General features: G+C 66.1%; 19 protein-coding genes and 7 tRNA genes. 15 read left to right on the top strand and 11 right to left on the bottom strand.

The window, feature by feature from the left end; translation table 11 throughout:
* Window positions 1-2: 2 nt before the first annotated feature.
* Window positions 3-1,229 (top strand): class I SAM-dependent RNA methyltransferase, encoded by a 1,227-nt coding sequence (locus M5J20_RS03270; RefSeq protein WP_253576273.1) that lies wholly within the window; start codon window positions 3-5, stop codon window positions 1,227-1,229.
* 94 nt (window positions 1,230-1,323) lie between these two features.
* Window positions 1,324-3,291, top strand: a complete 1,968-nt coding sequence (dxs, locus tag M5J20_RS03265) for a 1-deoxy-D-xylulose-5-phosphate synthase (protein WP_253576272.1) — start codon at window positions 1,324-1,326, stop codon at window positions 3,289-3,291.
* Here the strand turns inward: dxs and M5J20_RS03260 are convergent.
* Both M5J20_RS03260 and M5J20_RS03255 read right to left on the bottom strand, forming a co-directional pair.
* The gene (locus M5J20_RS03260) at window positions 3,288-4,481 is read right to left on the bottom strand and encodes an HRDC domain-containing protein (RefSeq protein WP_253576270.1); all 1,194 of its coding nucleotides are present in this window, start codon (window positions 4,479-4,481) and stop codon (window positions 3,288-3,290) included. The two genes, dxs and M5J20_RS03260, sit on opposite strands and share 4 nt — an antisense overlap.
* Before the next feature lie 38 nt (window positions 4,482-4,519).
* Window positions 4,520-5,119: a DUF3000 domain-containing protein gene (locus M5J20_RS03255; protein WP_253576356.1), complete on the bottom strand. Its 600-nt coding sequence runs from the start codon at window positions 5,117-5,119 to the stop codon at window positions 4,520-4,522.
* Between the two features lie 185 nt (window positions 5,120-5,304).
* Here M5J20_RS03255 and hemQ point away from each other — a divergent pair, with 185 nt between their 5' ends.
* Window positions 5,305-6,006 carry a hydrogen peroxide-dependent heme synthase gene (gene hemQ / locus M5J20_RS03250; protein ID WP_253576268.1) on the top strand — a complete coding sequence of 234 codons (702 nt, stop codon included), beginning with the start codon at window positions 5,305-5,307 and terminating at the stop codon, window positions 6,004-6,006.
* Window positions 6,007-6,012: 6 nt separating this feature from the next.
* Here hemQ and msrB read toward each other — a convergent pair whose 3' ends face one another.
* The 9 genes from msrB to M5J20_RS03205 all read right to left on the bottom strand — a co-directional run bounded on the left by msrB (window position 6,013) and on the right by M5J20_RS03205 (window position 8,955).
* Entirely contained in the window at window positions 6,013-6,426 is a 414-nt protein-coding gene (gene msrB / locus M5J20_RS03245; RefSeq protein WP_253576266.1) for a peptide-methionine (R)-S-oxide reductase MsrB, read from the bottom strand.
* Window positions 6,332-7,618: a glycosyltransferase family 87 protein gene (locus tag M5J20_RS03240; protein WP_253576264.1), complete on the bottom strand. Its 1,287-nt coding sequence runs from the start codon at window positions 7,616-7,618 to the stop codon at window positions 6,332-6,334. The genes msrB and M5J20_RS03240 overlap by 95 nt, the downstream gene beginning before the upstream one ends.
* Before the next feature lie 4 nt (window positions 7,619-7,622).
* A complete protein-coding gene (locus M5J20_RS03235) occupies window positions 7,623-8,336 on the bottom strand; it encodes a dihydrofolate reductase family protein (RefSeq protein ID WP_253576262.1) in 714 nt (237 codons plus the stop codon).
* 46 nt (window positions 8,337-8,382) lie between these two features.
* Window positions 8,383-8,458 (bottom strand) — tRNA-Gly (locus tag M5J20_RS03230).
* Between the two features lies 1 nt (window position 8,459).
* Window positions 8,460-8,531 (bottom strand) — tRNA-Val (locus tag M5J20_RS03225).
* A 30-nt stretch (window positions 8,532-8,561) separates the two neighbouring features.
* Window positions 8,562-8,635 (bottom strand) — tRNA-Cys (locus M5J20_RS03220).
* A 28-nt stretch (window positions 8,636-8,663) separates the two neighbouring features.
* A tRNA-Gly gene (locus M5J20_RS03215) sits at window positions 8,664-8,736 on the bottom strand.
* A gap of 49 nt (window positions 8,737-8,785) precedes the next feature.
* Window positions 8,786-8,857: transfer RNA gene (locus M5J20_RS03210), tRNA-Val, on the bottom strand.
* Window positions 8,858-8,879: 22 nt separating this feature from the next.
* Window positions 8,880-8,955: transfer RNA gene (locus M5J20_RS03205), tRNA-Gly, on the bottom strand.
* A gap of 245 nt (window positions 8,956-9,200) precedes the next feature.
* Here M5J20_RS03205 and M5J20_RS03200 point away from each other — a divergent pair.
* From M5J20_RS03200 to M5J20_RS03145, 12 genes are all read left to right on the top strand, one after another.
* Window positions 9,201-9,272 (top strand) — tRNA-Val (locus tag M5J20_RS03200).
* Between the two features lie 129 nt (window positions 9,273-9,401).
* Window positions 9,402-12,245 (top strand): DNA methyltransferase, encoded by a 2,844-nt coding sequence (locus M5J20_RS03195; RefSeq protein WP_253576260.1) that lies wholly within the window; start codon window positions 9,402-9,404, stop codon window positions 12,243-12,245.
* Window positions 12,246-12,315: 70 nt separating this feature from the next.
* Window positions 12,316-13,515: an alpha/beta hydrolase gene (locus M5J20_RS03190; RefSeq protein ID WP_253576258.1), complete on the top strand. Its 1,200-nt coding sequence runs from the start codon at window positions 12,316-12,318 to the stop codon at window positions 13,513-13,515.
* Between the two features lie 139 nt (window positions 13,516-13,654).
* Window positions 13,655-14,275, top strand: coding sequence for a copper chaperone PCu(A)C (locus M5J20_RS03185; protein ID WP_253576257.1), 621 nt, complete (start codon window positions 13,655-13,657; stop codon window positions 14,273-14,275).
* A 58-nt stretch (window positions 14,276-14,333) separates the two neighbouring features.
* Entirely contained in the window at window positions 14,334-14,948 is a 615-nt protein-coding gene (locus M5J20_RS03180; protein WP_253576256.1) for a copper resistance CopC family protein, read from the top strand.
* Between the two features lie 15 nt (window positions 14,949-14,963).
* Window positions 14,964-16,178: a Dyp-type peroxidase gene (locus tag M5J20_RS03175; protein WP_253576254.1), complete on the top strand. Its 1,215-nt coding sequence runs from the start codon at window positions 14,964-14,966 to the stop codon at window positions 16,176-16,178.
* Between the two features lie 112 nt (window positions 16,179-16,290).
* Complete coding sequence (thrS, locus tag M5J20_RS03170; RefSeq protein WP_253576242.1) at window positions 16,291-18,366, top strand: threonine--tRNA ligase; 2,076 nt, start codon at window positions 16,291-16,293, stop codon at window positions 18,364-18,366.
* Entirely contained in the window at window positions 18,347-18,931 is a 585-nt protein-coding gene (locus M5J20_RS03165) for an ATP adenylyltransferase (protein WP_253576240.1), read from the top strand. Before thrS ends, M5J20_RS03165 begins: the two co-directional genes overlap by 20 nt.
* 6 nt (window positions 18,932-18,937) lie before the next feature.
* Window positions 18,938-19,573, top strand: a complete 636-nt coding sequence (gene pgsA, locus M5J20_RS03160) for a phosphatidylinositol phosphate synthase (RefSeq protein ID WP_253576238.1) — start codon at window positions 18,938-18,940, stop codon at window positions 19,571-19,573.
* A 15-nt stretch (window positions 19,574-19,588) separates the two neighbouring features.
* On the top strand, window positions 19,589-20,500 hold the full coding sequence (locus tag M5J20_RS03155; RefSeq protein ID WP_437177613.1) for a phosphatidylinositol mannoside acyltransferase: 912 nt from the start codon (window positions 19,589-19,591) through the stop codon (window positions 20,498-20,500).
* 3 nt (window positions 20,501-20,503) lie between these two features.
* Window positions 20,504-21,607 carry a glycosyltransferase family 4 protein gene (locus M5J20_RS03150; RefSeq protein WP_253576235.1) on the top strand — a complete coding sequence of 368 codons (1,104 nt, stop codon included), beginning with the start codon at window positions 20,504-20,506 and terminating at the stop codon, window positions 21,605-21,607.
* A complete protein-coding gene (locus M5J20_RS03145) occupies window positions 21,604-22,089 on the top strand; it encodes a hypothetical protein (RefSeq protein ID WP_253576234.1) in 486 nt (161 codons plus the stop codon). Before M5J20_RS03150 ends, M5J20_RS03145 begins: the two co-directional genes overlap by 4 nt.
* Window positions 22,090-22,091 lie beyond the last annotated feature (2 nt).

Here is a 22,091-nt window from a genome sequence, read left to right as displayed (position 1 = left end):
GCATGGCGGCTGAGACCACTGACACCACCCGCTTGGAGCTGCGCATCACGCGCATGGCGCACGGTGGGGAAGGCATCGGCACCGACCCGGACGGACGCGTGGTGTTCGTCGCGGGCGCGCTGCCGGGCGATACCGTCGCCGCCACCATCACCAAAGCAAAGAAGCGGTGGGCCCGCGCCGATCTCCTGGAAGTTGTCGAGGCATCGCCTATGCGCGTGCCCTACGCCTGCCCGGCAGCTGCGGCGGGTGCGGGATGTTGCGATTTCTCCCACATCAACCCGGCGAGCCAGCTCGACCTGAAGCTTGATGTGCTCCGCGGCCAACTGACCGCACTCGCGGGGCGCTCCGGCGCCCTCGACGGGATTGACGTAGATGCCATCGCCACCCAAAGCCTCGAGCCGCGCAGCTGGTGGCGAACCCGCGTGCGTCTCGGTGTCGACGCGCAGGGTCGCGCCGGGGTGCGCCGCGCCCGCTCCGCGGACGTCATCGCCTCCGAGGCTTGCACGCAGCCGGTGCCGGGGCTCACCGACGGCCTTATCGGGGAGGCCCGCTTCACTCCGGGGTCTGAGGTGGTGGCAGTCATGGACTCAGGAACCACCCGCCATGTCGTGGAAACCAGCCGCGTGCAGCGCGGGCGCCGCGTGGAGGACATCCGCACGGTGTTGGAAGGCTCCGGCGAGGTCACCGAGCGTGTCCACGGCGCAGAGTTCGCATTCCCGGCGACCGCGTTCTGGCAGGCGCACCGCGCCGCCCCCGAGGCGTACGCCGATGTCATCGCCGACTGGGGCGCAGGCGAGTACAGCCGCGACGACGCGTGGGATTTGTATGGCGGCGTCGGCGCGTTTGCGCCCGCCATTCACGCCGCGGCCGGCGCGCGCGTGCACTCTGTGGACTATTCTCCGGCAGCTACCGCGCGCACCCAGCCGGCGTTCGCGGAGATCCCGGTGGAGGTGCACCGGGGGAGGGTGGAATTGAGCGTCGATACGCTGCCTGCCCCGGGCCTCGTCGTGCTGGACCCGCCCCGCGCAGGTGCGGGGGAAGCCGTGGTGCAGGCGGTGGCTGCGGCCGGACCTGAGCGCGTGATCCACATCGGGTGCGACCCGGCGACGCTCTCGCGCGACCTCGCCGCGTGGGCGGCCTCTGGGTACGCGGCGCGGCGCATCCTGCTTATCGACGCATTCCCGGCGACCCACCATTTCGAAACCATCGTCGAACTGTCTCCCCGCTAAATCCCGAAAGCGAACTGTGAGACAGGGCCACATGCGCCCCGTGTAATATTGCGGGGAAGCGAAACAGCCTGCACCGAAGGAGCACAACCGAACCGTGAGACTGCTAGATTCCATCGCTTCGCCGGCGGACCTGAAGCGCCTGCCGCAAGAGGAGTTGGGCCAGCTCGCGGATGAGATTCGGCAGATGCTGATTCAGAAGGTGTCGGCAACGGGCGGGCACCTCGGGCCGAACCTCGGTGTGGTGGAGCTGACGATTGCGCTGCACAGGGTCTTCGATTCGCCGAATGACCCGTTCGTGTTCGACACCTCCCACCAGTCGTACGTGCACAAGATCCTCACCGGGCGCGCCGGCAAGTTCGACACGCTGCGGCAGAAGGGCGGCCTTTCCGGCTACACCTCCCGCGCCGAGTCGGAGCATGATTGGACTGAGTCCTCGCATGCGAGTGCCGCGCTGAGCTACGCGGACGGGTTGGCGAAGGCCAAGCAACTCACCGGCCGCGGTGATGAGCACGTGGTGGCCGTGGTGGGCGATGGGGCACTGACCGGCGGCATGTGCTGGGAGGCGCTGAACAACATCGCGGCGAGCGACCGCAACGTGGTCATTGTGGTCAACGACAACGGCCGCTCCTACTCGCCGACCATCGGCGGGTTCGCCAAGAACCTCAAGCGTCTGCGCGATCAGCTGGCATCAATTCGGATCCAGCCTGCGTACGACGAAGTCATGGAGTCCGGTAAGAAGACTTTGAAGTCCATGGGCTGGGTGGGCGAGCGCACCTTCGAGGCGCTGCACGCGTTCAAGGCGTCGGTGCGCTCCCAGATGGTGCCCACCGAAATGTTTTCCGAGCTGGGGATGAAGTACATCGGCCCCGTCGAGGGCCACGACCTCAAGGCCCTTGACGCTGCGTTCTCCTACGCGCGCCGCTACCAGGGCCCGCTTATCGTGCACGTGGTCACCGAGAAGGGGCACGGTTTCGCACCGGCGGTGAATCACGAAGCGGATCAAATGCACTCCACCGGCATCATCGACCCGGTGACGGGCGAGGCGCTTTCCGAATCGCCCCCGGGCTGGACGTCGGTGTTCACGGAGGAGTTGCTCAAGGCCGGGCACGAGCGCGACGACATTGTGGCGATCACCGCCGCGATGGCTGGTCCCACGGGGCTGGCGCCCTTCGCGGAGCAGTTCCCGGAGCGTTTTTACGACGTCGGCATCGCCGAGCAGCACGCGGTGACCTCGGCCGCGGGCTTGGCTCTCGGCGGGCTGCACCCGGTGGTGGCGATTTACTCCACCTTCCTCAACCGGGCGTTCGACCAGCTGCTGATGGACGTTGGCCTGCTGCGCCAGCCGGTGACGCTGGTGCTGGACCGCGCCGGGGTGACGGGCTCTGACGGAGCCAGCCACAACGGCGTGTGGGACATGGCGATGGCTTCTATCGTGCCGGGCATCCGCATCGCCGCGCCGCGCGATGCCGCGCGCCTGCGCGAGGAGTTCCGAGAGGCGATTGCTATCGAGGACGGGCCCACTGTCGTGCGCTTCCCCAAGGGCGGCGTGGCCGAGGACATCGATGCGGAAATGCGCCTGCCCAGCGGCGTGGACGTGCTGCGTTTCCCCGACGGTGCACCCGCCACCGGCGCGAACCAGGCCGATGCTGAGGACGATGAAACCCTCGATGTGCTCATCATCTCCGTCGGCTCGTTCGCGGATTACGCGCTCTCTGTTGCCGAGGATGTCGCGGCGGATAACATCCGCGTCACCGTGGTCGATCCGCGCTGGGTGATACCGGTATCACCCGACGTGCTCGGCATGGCGGCACTTGCGGACATGGTGGTGGTCTACGAAGACGGCACCGTGCGCGGCGGTGTCGGCTCCGCGGTAGCTGAAGCGATGTCGGCCGCGGGCATCGATACCCCGCTGCGCCACCTGGCCTTCCCCGACATCTTCCCCGTGCACGCCTCGCGCGGTCAGCTTCTCGCCGAATACGGCCTCGACGCGGTCTCCGCGGCGGAGCAGGTCCGCGAGTGGGCGGGGCAGATCCGCGAGTGGAACGCGGCGCCGGAGAACTAGTCCTCGGCGGCGCGCGGCGCTACGAGGAGCGGTCCCGCGATCTCGGCTTGCCACTCCCGGGCGCCGGCTGCAAGGAGGCGTCGGCACGCGTCGTGCGCATCAAGGAGCGGGCGTGCGGCAGCAGACCACATCACTTCGCGCAGCGTTGCCGGGCTGAGCAAGTCCTCGGGGCGGATGCCGAGGTTTCCCGCGGCGGCGGCCACCCGCGTGCGAGCCTGCTCCAGGGCGGCGAAGGACTCGGGGTAAGTGCGCTCCCACGTCGGCTTCGACGGCGGCGTGTGCGGGTCGCGGCGGGTGCGCTCGGGCCATGCTTGCCGACGCTCACGAAGCGCCGCCTCGACCACCCCAAACCACCGGCTGGTGGCGCCGCGCTTGCGGGCAGGGAAACCGGGGACGCGCGCGAGCTCGTCCGGCGTGCCCGGCTGCGCCTGCGCGACGGCGACAATGACCTTTGTCTGCAACAGCGCGGCGGGTGACGCATCCGTGTGCCGCGCTGCTGCGTCGCGCTCCTGCCACAGCGCGCGGGCGATTTGCAGGCCCGCGGGGGAGCGCACGGCCTGCACGCCTTTCATGTCGCGCCACGTCTTGGGTTGTGCGGGAGCCAGGCTGCGAGTGCGGATGAGGTGCGCGAACTCCTGCTCTGCGGCGGCCAGCATGCCAGCGGCCGCCAGTTCTTCCGCGAGCGCCTCGGCGAGGTCATTGAGGTAGAGGACGTCGAGTGCGGCGTAGTCGAGCCAGTCTGCAGGAAGCGGTGTCAGCGACCAATCTTCCCGGCCGTGGCCCTTCTCCAGGTGCGTGCCGGTGTAATGCTCCACCATTGCACCCAGGTTCGGTCGATCGAACCCGGCGAGACGGGCGGCGAGCTCGGTGTCGAACAACGTGGCGGGGTGGAGTCCGAGGAGCGCCAGGCTCGCCAGGTCCTCGCCGGCGGCGTGGATGATCCAGTCGGCGCCACCCAGCACCGGCTCCAGCGCGTCGCGCACGGCATCGCGGTGGCCCTCCGGGGCGAAAAGAAACGTGCCCGCGCCGCGGCGGTGGACTTGGACGAGGAATGCGCGATCGTCGTAACGGTACGCGGACGCACGCTCGGTATCGACGGCGAACGGCCCGCGACCCGCTTCCAGCGCCTGCGCAGCGCGGCGGAACCCCGCGGGGGAGTCAACCAGCGTGTAGTCCGGGTGTTGCGTCACATCGCAGCAGTGTAGTCCCGGCCGCGCAGCAGGTGGGGTTAGCGGCGGCCGAGCTCGGTCACGCCTTCCGGCGGCAGTCCCGCGACGTGGGCGAGCACGCTGGCGAACGCCTCCACGTGCGGAGCGAGGTCCAAGCCGTCCGCGGTCCAAGAGGCGCGCATTTCCAACTGGTAGGCACGCGGCGGGCCGCCGATCTCGCCGAAGCGCACCGACGCGGTGGACGTCACGGTACCGCCCAGGTTGGTGAACCCGGCGCCGGTGTCTGCGAGGGACTCGTTGAGCCACTGCCACGCCACGTCCGGCAGGAGGGGATCGGACGCTACCGCGTCATCCATGTCGGCCTGGATGTACGCCACGAGCCGCATGGAGCCTTCCCACGCCTCTTCGGCGTCCGGGGAGTGCAGCAGGATGAGGCGGCCGAACGCGTCGCCTTCGCTGTCGATGGGCACATGGTCGGTGTCGTCGCCGCGGTCCACCTCGAGGCCTACGGCGTGGCTGAAGGGCGCGGGGCGCTGCGGCGGGCGGATGGTGCCCAGGGTGATCTCCGGGCGAAGCCGCGCCGCGTGCATGGATTCCACAGCGGCGGCGAACTCCGCCGGGGTGGTCGCGGGAGCGCCAGTCGCGGGCTCGCCGCCCAGCGGGGTGGGGGCGGCGGGGGAGGTGTCCGTGTGCTTCACAGGCTCTAAAGCTATCCAGGGGTGGCTGACTTCGGTGGGAGGCGCGCCGTCCAGCGGGCGGCGGTGGCCGCGTGCGGTGGAGGCGGGGGTAGACTGAAATCCGACTTTTGGATGATACGCCTCGCGGCAGAAAGGACCATGCACCCATGGCCAAGCTCGACTTCGACGCACTGAACTCTATGCAGCGCTACCTGCAGTTCGCGGTGTTCCGCGCCATTCCCGGCGCGCTGGGCACCGAGCGCTCCCGCATCATCGAGGAGGCGGAGGCATTCTTCGCCAACCTCGAGCAGGAGGGCAAGGTCACGGTCCGCGGCATCTACGACAACACGGGCATCCGCGCTGACGCGGACTTCATGATCTGGTGGCACGCCGAGCACTTCTCCGAACTGCAGCAGGCGCTCGCTACTTTCCGACGCACGACTACCCTCGGCCAGCTCGTCGAGGTGAGCTGGCTGGGCAATGGCCTGCACCGCCCGGCCGAGTTCAACAAGTCCCACCTGCCGAGCTTCATCATGGGTGAGGATCCGCAGGATTGGATCACGGTGTACCCGTTTGTCCGCTCCTACGACTGGTACCTGCTTGAGCCCGCGGAGCGCCGCCGCATCCTCTCCGAGCACGGCATGGCCGCGCGTGACTTTGCCGACGTGCGCGCCAACACCGTCGAGGCGTTCGTGCTGGGTGACTACGAGTGGATGCTCGCATTCGAAGCGCCGACCCTGGAGCGCATCGAGGAGCTCATGCACAAGATGCGCTACACCGAAGCCCGCATGCACGTGCGCGAGGAAATCCCGTTCCAGACGGGCCGCCGCGTGGGCAGCATCCGCGAGGTCATCGAGATCCTCCCGTAGGAGCGCTTAAATCTCCTTTTCCTCCAGCGTCATGGAGATGGAGTTGATGCAGTAGCGCAGGTCGGTGGGGGTGTCGTAGCCCTCGCCGGCGAACACGTGGCCGAGGTGGGAGCCGCAGTTCGCGCACAGCACCTCCGTGCGGACCATGCCGTGGGAGCGGTCCTCGCGCTCAATGACCTTGTCGCCCGCAAGCGGGGAGAAGAAGGACGGCCAGCCGCAGTGCGAGGCGAATTTCTCCGTGGAGCGGAACAGCTCCTCGCCGCAGGCGCGGCAATGGTACACGCCCTCGGTGGTGGTGTCGGTGTACTCACCGACGCCGGGCGGCTCAGTGCCGGCCTGGCGCAGGACGTAGAACTCTTCCGGCGTGAGCTTCTCGCGCCACTGCTCCTCGGTCCATTCCTTGTAGTTCTGCTCGCTCATTTGTCTGTCCTCCAGATCGGTTGTGTATCTGGACCGACACTACCCATGCGGCGGCGGCGAGGATGAACAGTGCCCAGCCTGCCGTCGGCAAGAAAGTGCCCACCCAGCGCCCGGCCACCGGGTGCGCGGGCACAACCCAAGCCAGCGGCGCGAGGCAGCAGAACGCCCCGAGCCACGCGGGCCAGGTGTGCATGGGCGAGGCGCGGTGGAGCACGGTGAACAGCGCCGGGAACAGCATCATCGAGTAGTAGGCCTGGCCGAGTGACGACAGCAGGCACACGCCTGTGAGCAGCACGCCGGAGCTGACGGCGAGAAAGAGCCAGGTGTCGCTGAAGCGCCACCGCGCAAGCCCCAGCACCGCGACGGCTACAGCTGCGGCGAGCAGGAGGAACAGCGTGCCGTGCAGCCGCCCGGGCATGCCGAAATACACGGCGAAGCCAGCGAGCGACGAATTGGCGTAATCGCGCGTTTGGCCGAGGTAGGGAACGAGCTTGTCCAAGTAGTCGCCGGCACCCGGGGTCAGCGGCCACGCCACGAGGTTGAGCACCACCGGCACGGCGATGGCGGCCGCCACCGCGCGCCACCGCAGCAGCATGAACGGCAGCACGATGAGCGGGGCGAACATCGGCTTGACCAGGATTGCCAACCCCAGCACGACGCCGGCGGCGATGGGGGAATCGCGCAAAAGCAGGGCGAGGAACGCGGTGAGCGCAAGCAGCAGAACGCCGTTGATGTTGGCGAAAACGAGGGTGTTGGTCACGGCCTCCGTCGCAAAGGCGAGCGCGAGCGCCACGGGGAAAACCGGCGAGCTCAAGCGGTAGCCCGAAAGACGCGTCAGCCACGCGAGCGCGACGATGATGCAACCGGCGTTGAGCGCGATGAACCAGGGGCGAGCCGCCTCCATGCTCGGGATCAGCCCGAGTGGGGAGAGCAGCAGCGTCGCCCCCGGGTTGTAGAGATAATGCGGGTTGACGTAGTGGTACACCTCGTTGTACACCGGCACGCGTTCCACAAACCGGCGGGCGGCCGACCACACCGTGGTGAAATCGTCGGTGACGGCACCCGCTCGCGCCAGCACGGCGAGGCGGTGGATGATCAACAGGATCGCCAGCGGCCAGGCGGCGGCGCTGAGCACCCGCGCTGGGCGGATGTCCGCGGCGGGTCGGGGAGCGGTCCAGATCGTCTCGAGCACGCGCTTAACCGTACCGGGGCACGCGCGTGCCGACGTCCGCCACCCGCCGCAAACGGCAGAACATCATCGCGTTGTGCTCCACAGTCACGTCCTCGAACGCAAACCGGGCGACGCCGTCTGCCGGGCCGTCCAGCTCGAGGCCGGAGGGCGCGTCGGCGGGGCTGAGCGAGGGATCGATAGTCAGGTGCAGTACGTCGACGAGGTCGGCGGCGAAGACATCAGCGTAGACGCCGGGGCCGCCCTCGCAGAGGATGCGTGCGTACCCTTCGCGCCGCAGCGCCTCGACCGCCTCGCGGATGGTGCCGCCGAACGAGCTCACGAGCTCCGCGCCGGCCGCCTCGAGGGCGGTGCGGTTGGCTGCTAAGGAGTCGTCGGTAAGCGACTGCTCCGGGGTGAGGACGATGAGGCGCGCGCCGTGGAAAATGCCCAGGCCGGGGTCGAGGTCGAGGGATGTGGAAAGCACCGCCATTGGGGTGTCGGCGGGGCCGTAATCCTCCGCCTCGACGGTGCCGGCGCCGACGAGGATGACATCGGCCCATCCGCGGAGCTCGCGGATCAGCGCCGCGTCTGTGTCGTTGCCCAGCGCCTCGGACGTGCCTTCGCGGCCGAACGCGCCGAAGAGCGCGTTGACGGCGATGGCGCGCAGCTCGGGTTCGCCGGCGGGAAGCACGGGGCCGAGGAGGGCGGCGGTGTCTACGGGCGTGGCTGCGGTGTGCATGGGGAAAGCATAACCCCGGCTCCAACGCGTGGAACCGGGGCTGACGTGGAGCGGATGACGAGACTCGAACTCGCGACCCTCACCTTGGCAAGGTGATGCGCTACCAACTGCGCTACATCCGCGTGCGCGATACTGGGATTGAACCAGTGACCTCTTCCGTGTCAGGGAAGCGCTCTCCCGCTGAGCTAAACGCGCGTGAGTTATCCGTAACGGGGACGGCTTTTGTGGAGGTGGATACGGGAATCGAACCCGTGTACACGGTTTTGCAGACCGTTGCCTAACCACTCGACCAATCCACCAGGATGTGAAGTACGTGGAAAGTACTTGAGCGGATGACGAGACTCGAACTCGCGACCCTCACCTTGGCAAGGTGATGCGCTACCAACTGCGCTACATCCGCACTTCGTCGGCTTTTCGCCTCGGAAGAGGATTTCCGTGAGGAAATCCGGTGCGCGATACTGGGATTGAACCAGTGACCTCTTCCGTGTCAGGGAAGCGCTCTCCCGCTGAGCTAATCGCGCGGGACATCGGCCCTTGTGGGCCTGGAGCGGATGACGAGACTCGAACTCGCGACCCTCACCTTGGCAAGGTGATGCGCTACCAACTGCGCTACATCCGCATTCGCACTGTGCCTCAGCACTGTGATTGTGCGAGATAGAACCTTAACCGCTGCGCGCGGTGCGACCAAATCCGCAGTTCGCCGGGGGTGTCCGGCGCGTGCCGACGATCACCTTTGGGCTCTGCGCAGATTACAGCGATGTGATTGGGGGAGGGGTTTTGGGCTTGGACGACCCTGCTGGAAATTAGTGGGTTGAGCTGGCGATTCGTTGTAGGCCGTGGGGCTGTGTAAAGTGTTCGCCGTTCGGTCCTATGGCTCAGTGGAAGAGCGTTCCGTTCACACCGGAAAGGTCGCTGGTTCGATCCCAGCTAGGACCACAAATGTATTCAACGGACCCCAGGCTGTATTCGCCTAGGGTCCGTTTGCGCGTAGTCGCGTCATGGATGCACTCAAGTTCGGTTAAGAACGGCCTCGGTCGCACCTCCGCAGATTGCTACGGTTGAGGAATGTTCTCCACTTCCACGATGCAGCGCCCGGATGCCGCAACCATGCGCGCAAATCTCACACGGTTTAAGCATGACTGGCGGCAACGGCTAGATGCATGGGGTGAAGCGAATCAAGGTGGCATCGAAAAGAAGTACGCCCAAAGCTTTTGGTCCGAGTTGCTGGCAGCTTTCGGAATTACTGCCACGCGTTTCGATTTGTTTGAACAGGACGCCCGGCGCGCGTCGTCAGGCCAAGGTGGCTATATCGACCTTTTTTGGCCCGGCGTGGTAATCGGGGAAGCCAAGTCACCCGGTAAAAACCTCGATGCTGCCGTAGCGCAGGCCCGCGACTACCTGCAAGGTGGCAGCGTCAGCGACGCCGAACAGCCGAACTACATCATTGCGTCTGACTTTGAGACATTCCGCCTAATCCGGCTGGGGGCACCCGAACAGCGCTACGACATCACATTTCCGCTGGCAGAAGTGGACGACTACGTAGACCAGTTGAAGTTCTTTGCCGGCTACGAGGATGTCACCCCCGAGGAACAGGAAGCGGCGTCGATCAGAGCGTCCCAGCTCATGGCGGACCTGTTCACTGCCATGGTGGGTGACGATGCAGATGAAAAAGTGGGCGATGACGCGCCGACAAACCCGGAAGACGAGGACGCGGCGGTACAGGAAACCTCCATGTACCTCACGCGCTTGTTGTTTCTCCTTTTTGGTGACGACGCGGGCCTATGGGAACAGGACTTGTTTTATCGATTCGTGCTGGATCACACTACGTCAGAGACACTGGGCAGCCAGCTCGCCGCACTCTTCGACGTGCTCAACACGCCTGAAGAAGCCCGCTCTAAGCGCCTGCCCGACGCGCTTGCGCGTTTCCCATACGTGAACGGCTCCATTTTCGCTGTGACAATGCCGATGCAGTACTTCAACCCTGCAATGCGCGACGCTCTCATCAATGCGTGCCGATTTCAGTGGACGCATATCAGTCCCGCTATCTTCGGCTCCCTGTTTCAATTGGTGAAGTCGAAGGAAGCACGTCGCAGCGATGGCGAGCACTACACAAGCGAGAAGAACATTCTCAAGACCATCGGGCCGCTGTTCCTCGATGAGATGCGGGCTGAGGCCGACCGATTGATAGCCGCAAAGTCCACACCAACGGCCAAACTGCGCCAATTCCGTGACAGTCTCGCAAAACACCTGTTCTGCGATCCCGCTTGCGGTAGCGGCAATTTCCTTGTCGTCGCATACCGGGAACTACGTCGGATCGAAACGGACCTCATCGTTGCTATCCGCAAGCGTGAAGGTGAAATGGGTATGGCCCTCGATGCCACGTGGGAACAGAAATTAAGTATTGGACAATTTCACGGTTTCGAACTGAACTGGTGGCCCGCACGCATCGCAGAAACCGCCATGTTTCTTGTAGACCACCAAGAAAACAGGCACCTGGCCGACCGAGTAGGCCAAGCCCCCGACCGCCTGCCGATTACCATTACCGCGCATATCCACCACGGCAACGCCTTACAGATGGTTTGGAGCGATGTACTACCACAAGTACAGGGTGAGACATTTATATTCGGTAATCCGCCATTTTCTGGTTCCCGAACTATGTCGAAACATCAGAAGCTAGATTTGGCCGCAGCGTGGGGCGAATACCCATCTGGTCTGATCGATTTTGTGAGCGGTTGGTTTATCAAGTCCGCACGTCTTCTCGAAACCAGACGAGGGGAATTCGCATTCGTTTCAACTAATTCTGTAGTGCAAGGGGTTCAGGTTCCGTTGATCTTTGGGCCATTGCGGGATATGGGTTGGATCATCAAGTTTGGACACCGCACATTCGCTTGGGACTCGGAAGCCCCGGGAAAAGCCGCGGTACACTGCGTGATCATCGGTTTTACTCGTAGCCGCGCAGTGAAGCAGCGTTTATGGGAATACCCGCGCCCCAATTCAGATGGGACGGAAGTGGAAGTCAGGATCGGGGTCAATGCCTACCTCGCGGACAGTCCGTGGGTGCTAGTGGGGCCGCGAACACGACCGCTTTCACCTGAACTCCCCCCAATTGTCAACGGGTCTGAACCACGCGATGGTGGTCATTTGATGGTCACACCCGAGCAACTGCCACAGGTCTTAAACGATCCGGTCGCGGCACGCTACCTTCGTCCATTCATTGCGGCAGCTGAATTGGTTCGAGGATCGAAACGTTGGTGTCTATGGCTCGTGGATCTCGAACCGTCCGACGTTGCTAAATCTCCGGAACTGAGAAAGCGGCTTGAAGGGGTTCGCGAGATGCGATCCAAAGCGAAGCAGGCCGCTACAAAGAAGGCTGAAAAGACCCCTCACCTTTTCGTTTCGATCAGGCAACCGTCTACGGAATACTTATGCCTGCCCATCGTCGTTTCGACGAACAGGAGATTCTTTACAGCCGCCTACCTAGCACCAGAAGTAATTTGCAGCAACAGGGTCTATGCTGCGGAAGACCCGGCCGGGTTGCTTTTCGCTCTTGTGTCTTCAAGCATGTTCATCACGTGGCAGCGGTCTATCGGCGGCTACCTCAAGTCAGACCTAAGTTTCTCCGGGTCCCTGACATGGAACACATTGCCCGTCCCGGAGCTGACGCAAACGAGCCGTCAACGGATCATCGAAGCGGGGCAGAAAATTATAGACGCACGTGCGCTGCACCCGGAGCGCTCACTCGCAGAGCACTACAACCCCCTCGCAATGGACCCCGTGCTTGTGAAGGCGCACGACGCACTAGACCGCGAAGTGGACCTAGCATTCGGGGCGCCGCGTAAGCTCACCTCGGAACGGCAGCGCCAAGAAGTTCTGTTCGCGCGCTACACCGAACTCACAGGGTCTAGCTAGGGGTGCTAGGTCAAGCGAGTTCGCGCTCAATCCAATCCGCCACTCCTGCAGTCGCAGCTACAGTGGCAGAATGCACACGACTCGACGACGCGGTTGGGCCCTCGCCACCGCCGCCGCCATGACGTTCTCCCTCGTTGCCGCACCCGCGCACGCGCAGGAGAACGCGACCACCACGGTCGCCGAGCAGCCTGCCGCCGAGAGATCCTCCGGCGACAGTCTCAAGGAGCGCTTTAACCGCTCGCGGAGTTCGACATCCTCGCACCCGGTCGCGGCGTGGCCGGCGGTGCTCCTCGCCGGGTTGATGGGCGGTGCTTTCGGGTCGATGCTGTTCGGGTTCGACAAGGAGGGATCGTCGTCAAGCGTGAGCTCCCGCAAGATCGCGCCGAGCCCGGACGCGCCGGTGGGGGAGCTGCGCAAGGTGGAGCAGGTCAGCGAGACGATGTGGAAGGTCACGGTGTACTCGCCGTCGATGAGCAAGGAAATTGTCAACGACGTGATCTCGCCCGCGGGCGGGCCGGACAACACCACGCCGCGCCCGGCGTACTACATCCTCGGTGGCGCGGGTGGCACCCCGTTCACCCAGTACGAGGGCATTCCTGAATTTTTCGAGGGCAAGAACGTCAACGTCGTCTCCCCGTACGGCATGCGCGGCTCGATGGCCACGGACTGGCGCGAACCGCACCCCGAGGCGGGCGAGTTCAAGTGGGTGACGTACCTCTCGCGCGAGCTGCCGCCGGTCATCGACGAGGTGTTCCACGGCACCGGCCGCGATGCCATCGCCGGATCCTCGGCACACGGCGCATCGGCGCTGCTGATTGCCACGCTGTCGGACCGCTTCGTGGCCACCGGCACGTACTCCTCCTGCCCGTCCACGTCCGGCCTGATAGGTAAGTCGTTTGCGCAGCTCGGCGTGCGCTTCTATAAGGGCGACCCGGCCAAGATGTGGGGCGGCACCTTCGACCCGGCGTGGGACGCGAACTCCCCGGTGAGCAACTTCGAGGGGCTGAGCGGCAAGAAAATCTTCGTCACTGCGTCGCGCGGCATCCATTCCGAGTTCGACAAGGGCATGAGCGATTCGCCCGATTTCCTGCTTGTCCCGGATGAGCAGCTCGCGTACGTGTGCTCCCACCACTTCATGGCGCGCGCGGACAAGCGCGGGGTGGACTACGACTGGTACGAACTTTACGAGGGTACTCATAACCTGGGCACCTTCCAGCGCGAACTGCCGCTGACCTGGAAGACTGTCGGGCCGGCACTCGGCGTGGAGTAGGGGGAGCAGCACGCTTAACGACGATTATTTTCACCCCGCGGGAACTTTCGCGGAGCGGCAGCCGACTACTGCCTCAGTTACGCGAAGATGCGCCTGGGTTTGTCCCCGGGCCGCAAAGCTCGAAAGGATTGATGCTTCAATGCGACGAATTGCTGCCGCTCTGACAGCGGGTCTCGTGGCCCTCTCCCTAGCCGCCTGCGGCAACGAGGGCACCTCCGGCACGGCGACCGAAGTCGCGACCTCCGAGGCCGCCACCGCGGAGGCGACCGCTGCGGCGCACGACGACGCGGATGTCATGCTCGCCGACGCGACGATCCGCGCGAAGGCTGCTACGGACACCGCCGACGGCTCCGAGATGACCGCGATCTTCGGCGTACTGCACAACCGCAGCGACAAGGACGTGGAGCTGACCGGCTTCACTACCTCGCTGGGGGATGCGTCCTACGAGATCCACGAGGTCGTGGACGGCATGATGCGCCAGAAGGAAGGCGGCATCACGGTGCCGGCCGGCGGCTCCCACGAGTTCAAACCGGGCAGCGACCACCTGATGATCATGGGCTACGCGCCGGAGATCGCTGCCGGCGACACCGTCGAGGTGACGCTTCAGTTCGCCGACGGCTCCGAGGTGCTCGTCCCGGACGTGGCGGTGCGCACCATGGGCGCGGGCGACGAGAGCTACGGCGAGGACGGCAACCTGCAGGGCCACCAGCACGGCGCAGAGCACAACAACGGCGGCGAGCACGGCGAGCACAAGCACTAGGGCTGGCGCCCACTAGGGTGGGTGGTAGCAAGCGAGATTGAGTGCGGAGAGGATGAGCATGGTTCGGGGTCGTCGGTTCGCAAGTGGGGTCGCCGCCGCGGCGATGCTCGGGATGGCCGCCACCCCGGCGGCGTTCGCCCACGACTCAGTCATCGGCGGCAATCCGGAGAACGGGGCCGTCCTCCAAACGTTCCCGACGGAGCTGGTGCTCGAGTTTTCCGGCGAACCGAAGGAAGGCTTCAACACTTTCGCGCTCTCCCGCGTCACCGACGGCGCGGCGGACGTGCTCTTCTCCGGCGAACCGGAGGTTGAGGGCCGTTTCGTGTCCATCGACCTGCCTGCCGACCTGGACACCAAACCGGGGGAGTACCGCATCGGTTTCCAGATCATTTCCTCCGACGGCCACGCCACAAAGGGCATGACCACGTTCACCTTCGACCCTGACGGTACCGCCCACGCCCAGGCCGCAGGGGCCACTACCGTCGTGCACACCGATTCCGCCACGCAGACGGTGGATGAGGAAAGCCGCGACAATATGCGCCTCATCCTCCTCGTCATCGGCGTGGTCGCGGTCGCCGGCGCGGGCTTGGCGGCAGTCAGCAGGCACAAGCGCGGGGACGACAACCCGAACAGCGGCACCGGCGGCACGACTGCCCCGCGCCTCGACGTCTAGAGGGAGGGGCACACGATGAGCGTTTCGCGCAGAGGATTCATTGCGGGGTCGGCAACGGCGGCGTCGGCAAGCGTGCTCGCGGCGTGCGCCGGGGAGAAAGACCAGGCGGCACCTCCCGGGGTGCCCAGCAACTCCGAGCCGGACCACGAGCCGTTGCAGGAGGCGATCGTAGCCTTCGACGGGCCGCACCAAGCCGGCGTGGAAACGCCGACGCAGGCGGACCTCAACCTGATCGGTTTCAACCTCAAGGGAGGCGTGGACAAGGCGGGCCTCGCACGGCTCATGCGCCTGTGGACGGAGGACGCGCGCGAACTCGCCGCTGGCCGCACTCCGCTCGGCAGCCTCGAGCCGGAGATGAACCGCTGGCCCGCCAACCTCACCTTCACCGTCGGCTTCGGCGAGCGCGTCTTCGACATCGCCGCGCCGGGCGAGAAGCCGGCCTGGCTGCACGACATTCCGGCAATGACGCGCGACGAATTGCGCGAGGAGTGGGGCCAAACCGACATCGCCCTGCAGATCTGCGCCGACGACCCCGTCATGTGCGCCTGGGCCATGCGCCACATGACCCGCGCCGGCGGCGATTACGCCCAAATCGCCTGGGTGCAACAGGGCTTCATGAACGCCTACGGGGCCATCCCCAAAGGCCAGACGCCGCGCAACCTCTTCGGCCAGGTCGACGGCACCGTCAACCCCTACGAGGCCGATGAGTACGCCGAGCAGGTGTGGAACGAGGACGGCTCGACATCCCTCGTCATTCGCCGCATCGCCATGCACCTCGACGAGTGGGAGATGCTCGACCGCGCCTCCCGCGAGGAGGCCGTGGGGCGCACGCTTGCCGACGGCGCCCCCCTCAGCGGCGGGGACGAATTCACCGAACCCGACTTCGGCGCCACCGACCAGTACGGCCTGCCCGTCATCGACCGCAACTCCCACATGGCGCGCTCCCGCCCGGACGCGAACCACCCGGAGCAGCGCTTCAAGCGCCGCCCCTACAACTACAACCTGCCGCCGGCGCCGGGCTCGGCCGAGCTTTCCGACGCAGGCCTGATCTTCATCGCCTTCCAAAAAGACCCGGACGTGCAGTTCACGCCGGTGCTCCAGCGCCTGGACGAGGCCGACCGGCTCAACGAGTGGATCACCCACATCGGCTCGTCGGTGTACTGGGTGCCGCCGGGCACGTCCGCGGACGGCAAGGGCGACAAGTTCTGGGGCGAGTCGGTCCTCGGCTGAGCGCTTCACGTCGAGTCGGCCGGTGCCGGGGGAGCGGAGTAGACTGTGCTACCGCACTGACCAAGGCCGCGTCCAGGTATGACGCGAGCCCTCGACGCCTAAAGGAGCGCACATGCCCACCGATGCAGCCACCAACGCCAGCGAGGCCCTGAAGTTCGAGCCGTTCGAGGTTCCCGCCGGCACTGCGGTTGGCGCCGCGATGCGCGAGCTGGACCTGCCGAACAAGGGCGAGAACGCGATCGTCGTCGTCCAGGACGCGGAAGGCAACCTCAAGGACCTCTCCCACGTGCCGGATGCGACCGCGACGTTCATGCCGGTGGCTGCGAACACCGAGCTGGGCCGTTCTGTGATCCGCCACTCCTGCGCCCACGTGTTGGCGCAGGCTGTGCAGGCGGAGTTCCCGGGCACGAAGCTGGGCATCGGCCCCGCCATCAATGACGGCTTCTACTACGACTTCGACTCCGCCGAGCCGTTCACGCCGGAAGATCTGAAGACGCTGGAAAAGCGCATGAAGAAGATCATCAAGCAGGGCCAGAAGTTCGCCCGCGGCGTCTACGCGTCCCAGGAGGAGGCGGCCGAGGATCTGAAGGACGAGCCGTACAAGCTCGAGCTGATCCAGGACAAGGGCAACGTCGACCCGAACTCGGACGAGGCCACCGAGGTCGGCGCGGGTGAGCTGACCCACTACGACAACCTGAACCCGCGCACCGACGAGGTGGAGTGGCGTGACTTGTGCCGCGGCCCGCACGTGCCCACCACGAAGTACATCCCGGCGTTTGCGCTGACCCGTTCTTCCGCCGCCTACTGGCGCGGCGACCAGTCCAACGCTGGCCTGCAGCGCATCTACGGCACGGCGTGGGAGTCCAAGGAGAAGCTGGACGAGTACATGACCATGCTCGAGGAGGCGGAGAAACGCGACCACCGCCGCCTGGGCAACGAGATGGATCTGTTCTCCTTCCCGGACGAGGTCGGCTCCGGCCTGCCGGTGTTCCACCCGGACGGCGGCATTATCCGCATGGTGATGGAGCAACACTCCCGCGAACGCCACCTCGCCGCCGGCTACTCCTTCGTCAACACCCCGCACGTGACCAAGGGCGAGCTGTTCAAGAAGTCCGGCCACCTCGACTGGTACGCGGACGGCATGTTCCCGCCGATGAAGCTGGACGGCGAAGTGGACGACGAGGGCAATGTGACCAAGCAGGCGGTCGACTACTACGTCAAGCCGATGAACTGCCCGATGCACAACCTGATTTTCGATTCGCGCGGCCGTTCCTACCGCGAGCTGCCGCTGCGCCTCTTCGAGTTCGGCACGGTGTACCGCTACGAGAAGTCCGGCGTGGTGCACGGCCTGACCCGCGCCCGCGGATTCACGCAGGATGACGCCCACATCTACTGCACCGAGGAGCAGCTCGAGCAGGAGCTGACCGACGTGCTGGAGTTCATCATCTCGCTGCTCCAGGATTACGGCTTGGACGATTTCTACCTGGAGCTGTCCACCAAGGACCCGGAGAAGTACATCGGCGACGACGAGATCTGGGAGCGCTCCACGAACATCCTCGAGTCGGTGGCCACCAAGAGTGGCCTGGAGCTCGTGCCGGACCCGGCGGGCGCAGCGTTCTACGGCCCGAAGATTTCTGTGCAGGCGCGCGACGCGATCGGCCGCACCTGGCAGATGTCCACCGTGCAGTTGGACTTCAACCTGCCTGAGCGTTTTGACCTGACCTACACCGCGTCCGACGGCACCAAGAAACGCCCGGTGATGATCCACCGCGCCCTCTTCGGCTCCATCGAGCGCTTCTTCGGCGTGCTGCTGGAGCACTACGCCGGCGCATTCCCGGCGTGGCTCGCCCCGCACCAGGTAGTTGGCATCCCTGTCGCCGACGACTTCGGCCCGCACCTCGACGGCGTCATCGCCCGTCTCCGCGAGCACGGCGTGCGAGCTGAGGTCGACCATTCCGACGACCGCATGCAGAAGAAGATCCGCACCCACACCACCTCCAAGGTGCCGTTCATGCTCCTGGCCGGTGCCCGCGACGTGGAGGCGAACGCGGTGAGCTTCCGCTTCCTCGACGGCACCCAGGTCAACGGCGTGCCGGTGGATGAGGCAGTTGAGCTCATCACCACCTGGGTCGCGGAGAAGAACAACACCCAGCCGAGCGAGGAAGCCATTGCTTCCCGACGCGCGTAACGAGGCCGATTCCCCCCGCGAGGACCCGTACGTGGACCAGGGCGTGGGGGATGAGGACCGCTTGACCCGGCTGTGGGCGCCGTACCGTTCCAACTACATCGCCAAGATGCCGTCGGAAGGCGGGAAGCGCCCCGACCCGTTCCTGGAAATCCCCAACCTCAGCGACGAGGACGGGTTGATCGTCGCGCGGGGGAAGAGCGTGTACGCGGTGCTCAACCTGTATCCGTACAACGCCGGCCACCTCATGGTGGTGCCGTATCGCAAGGTCGCGGAGCTGGAGGAGCTCACGGACGAGGAGACCGCCGAGCTCATGGTGTTTGCCAAGCGGGCGGTGCGCGCGTTGAAGAAGGTGTCGCGGCCCGAGGCGCTCAACGTCGGACTCAACCTGGGGAAGGCCGCGGGCGGCTCCGTCGGGGAGCACCTGCACCTGCACGTAGTACCGCGCTGGGCGGGCGACTCGAACTTCATGACGGTCATCGGCGGCACGAAGGTGCTGCCGCAGCTGCTGCGCGACACCCGCCGGATGCTGGCGGATGCGTGGTGCGAGATCGAGGCGGAAGGGTAGACGGCGATGCTTGGCGTGCACGGACGCAAACCGGTGAAGAAATTCGTGGAACCTGTAGCTGGCGCGATGCTGCGGCTCGGCCTGACGCCGAACGTGGTGACGCTTGCGGGCACAGCCATCGCTGTGCTCCTTACGGTCGTGCTCATTCCGACGAACCACCTCGTCTCGGCCGCCATCCTTATCGCGCTGTTCTCTGCGTTCGACATGGTGGACGGCACGATGGCGCGGCTGCGCGGCGGCGGCACCGCGTACGGCGCGACGCTCGATGCGAGCTGCGACCGCATCACCGACGGCGCGCTCTTCGCCGCGATCGCAATGTGGATGGTGTACGTCGATGGTGCGCACCCCGCACACGTCGCGGCGTGCCTCACCGTGCTCGTCTTGTCGCAGGTGATTAGCTACATCAAGGCCCGCGGCGAGGCTGGCGGTTTGAAGATCGTGGGAGGCCTCGTGGAACGCCCGGAGCGGCTCATCGTGGCGCTTCTCGGCCTCGGGCTCGAGGGGTTCGGCGTGCCGCACGCCGTGGAAGTGTCGATCTGGCTGCTCGTTGTCGGCAGCGCGTTCACGGTGGTGCAGCGATTGATGTACGCGCACCGCGACCCGCAGGCCAATGTCACGCTCGCTCCGCCGCCGGGCGCGTAGAGGAAGATGGGCGACGTGGGCAACCTCAAGGACACACTCACCGCGTACGGCTACATCGCCGGGTGGAAGATCATCGGCGCACTTCCGTACCGCGTCACGTGGCCGCTGTTTCGCGCGGGCGCGGACCGCATGAGCGGCGACGGTACCGGCATGGAGATGCTGCGCCGCAACCTCACCCGCGTGGTGGGCGCTGAAAACGTAACCCGGGAGCTGGTTCGCGATGCGGTGCGCTCCTATGCCCGCTACTGGCTGGAGGCGTTCCGGCTGCCTCGCATCGCGGGCGATGAGGCGACGCTGCAGCGCTACGCCGAAGGCGTGGAGGGGCTCGAGCATCTCGACACCGCTGTGGCGAAAGGCAAGGGTGTGGTCTTGACACTGCCGCACTCGGGCAACTGGGACTTCGCCGGCCTTTTTCTGGTGCGGAACTACGGCAGCTTCGCGACGGTTGCGGAGCGCCTCAAACCCGAGGCGCTGTTCGATGCGTTCGTGGAATACCGGGAGGCGCTCGGGTTCGAGGTGCTGGCGCTGACCGGCGGGGAGCAGCCGCCCTACGAGCGGCTGCGCGAGGTGCTCGAAGGCGGCGGGATCGTGTGCCTGATGGGCGAGCGCGACCTCGGCGGCCGCGGCGTGCCGGTGACGTTCTTCAGCGAGGAGACGACGTTCCCGGTTGGGCCGTCAAAACTCGCGATCGACACCGGAGCGGAACTTCTGGCCGTGCACTCCTGGTATACCGACGGGCCTGAGGGCCCCGGTTGGGGCTTGTCGGTGAGCCCGTCGATCGAGGTAACTGAACTTGGGGCTACCGCGCAGCGCGTGGCGGATGTCTTCGCCGCGAACATTGCCGCCCACCCGGAAGATTGGCACATGCTCCAGCCGATGTGGCCGGCCGACCGCAAGAAACGCCGCCCCAGACCGCAGGGGAGGTAGGCGATGCGCATCGGCATGGTGTGCCCGTACTCCTTCGACGAGCCCGGCGGCGTCCAAGCCCACATCCTCGACCTGGCGAAGGTATTTATCGGGCGCGGCCACCATGTCGAGGTGCTCGGTCCCGCTTCTGGGGAGACCGAGCTGCCCGCGTACGTCACCCGCGGGGGAGCTGCGGTCGCGGTGCCGTACAACGGGTCGGTGGCCAGGCTCGCGGTGGGCCCCCAGGTGGGGCGCACCGCGCGGGCATTTATCGAGGCAGGCGACTTTGATGTCCTCCACGTCCACGAACCGAACGCGCACAGCTACGCCATGGCGGCGGTCCGCGCTGCGGAGGGGCCGATCGTGGCCACGTACCACGCTTCGGCGACGTCATCGGTGGTGCTCAAGGCGGCGCTGCCGGTCATGCGCTCGCAGCTGGAGAAGATCCGCGGCGGCATCGCAGTCTCCGAGTTGGCGCGCCGCTGGCAGGTGGAGCAGGTCGGCACCGACCCGGTCGTAATCCCGAACGGCGTCGATACCGCCCGCTTCGCCGCCGCCCGCACCGCGCCTGCCGCGGACGGGCCCGTCGAGATCGTTTTTCTCGGCCGCCTCGACGAGCCGCGGAAGGGCTTGGAGGTGCTGCTTGCTGCCGTCGGAAAGCTTCCAGCCCCGGTGAAAGTGACCGTGATGGGGGCGGGCCACCCGCGGGAGGCTGCGGGCGTGGATTTCGTGGGCAAGGTGACTGAAGCGCAGAAGGCGGAGATTCTCGGGCGTGCCGACATCTACGTCGCGCCGAACCTGGGCGGGGAGAGCTTCGGCATCGTGCTTGTTGAGGCGATGGCGGCGGGGTGCGCGGTGGTGGCCAGCGACCTTGAAGCCTTCGCCGCGGTCTGCGACGCCGGCTCCGAGGACCCCGCGGGCGTACTGTTCCCGGTCGGCGACGCGGACGCGCTCGCTCGTGAGCTCTCCTTACTTATCGACGATCGTGAGCGGCGAAACCGCCTAGTCGAGGCCGGCACCCGCCGCGCAGCCCGCTACGACTGGGTGACCGTGGCTGACCAAGTGATGGCCGTGTACGAGACTGTTGCGAACACTGCCGCCGGCGAAAAGGTGCGGGTGGCGAGGTGAGTGCGACGCTTGTTTGGGTGCTCGCCGCGGTTGTTCTCGCGGTGGGTGCTGTGTGGGCGGTGCTCACCGCGCAACGTCTGGACCGCCTGCACATCCGCCTCGACCGTTCGCGCGATGCGCTGCAGGCGGCGTTGGATCGGCGCTGCGCCGTGATCGCCGCCACGGTCCCGGCGCTCGCCAGGGAAGCGCGGCAGACGGAGGAAATCAGGCTGACGGATCGCGATTTGGGCTCGCGGCTCGGCGCGGAGGACGCGCTAGCGGGGCGCATGGCGGGGCTGGAAATGAACGTCGGTACGCAAAGCCCGGAGCTCGCGGACGCGGATACCCGCGTGATGCTCGCGCTGCGTTTCTACAACGACGCGGTGGCGGACGCGCGGGCCCTGCGGTTGCGGCCGCTCGTGCGCACGCTGCGCCTCGGCGGCACGGCGGCGTTGCCGGAGTACGCCGCGCTGGGCCAACTGCCGGGGCGCAGCGGCGCATAATG

The sequence above is a fragment of the Corynebacterium stercoris genome (assembly GCF_024160105.1).
GTDB classification, from domain to species: domain Bacteria; phylum Actinomycetota; class Actinomycetes; order Mycobacteriales; family Mycobacteriaceae; genus Corynebacterium; species Corynebacterium stercoris.
Note: the sequence above shows the minus strand (reverse complement) of the source record. Positions and strands in the feature narration are given on the sequence as shown.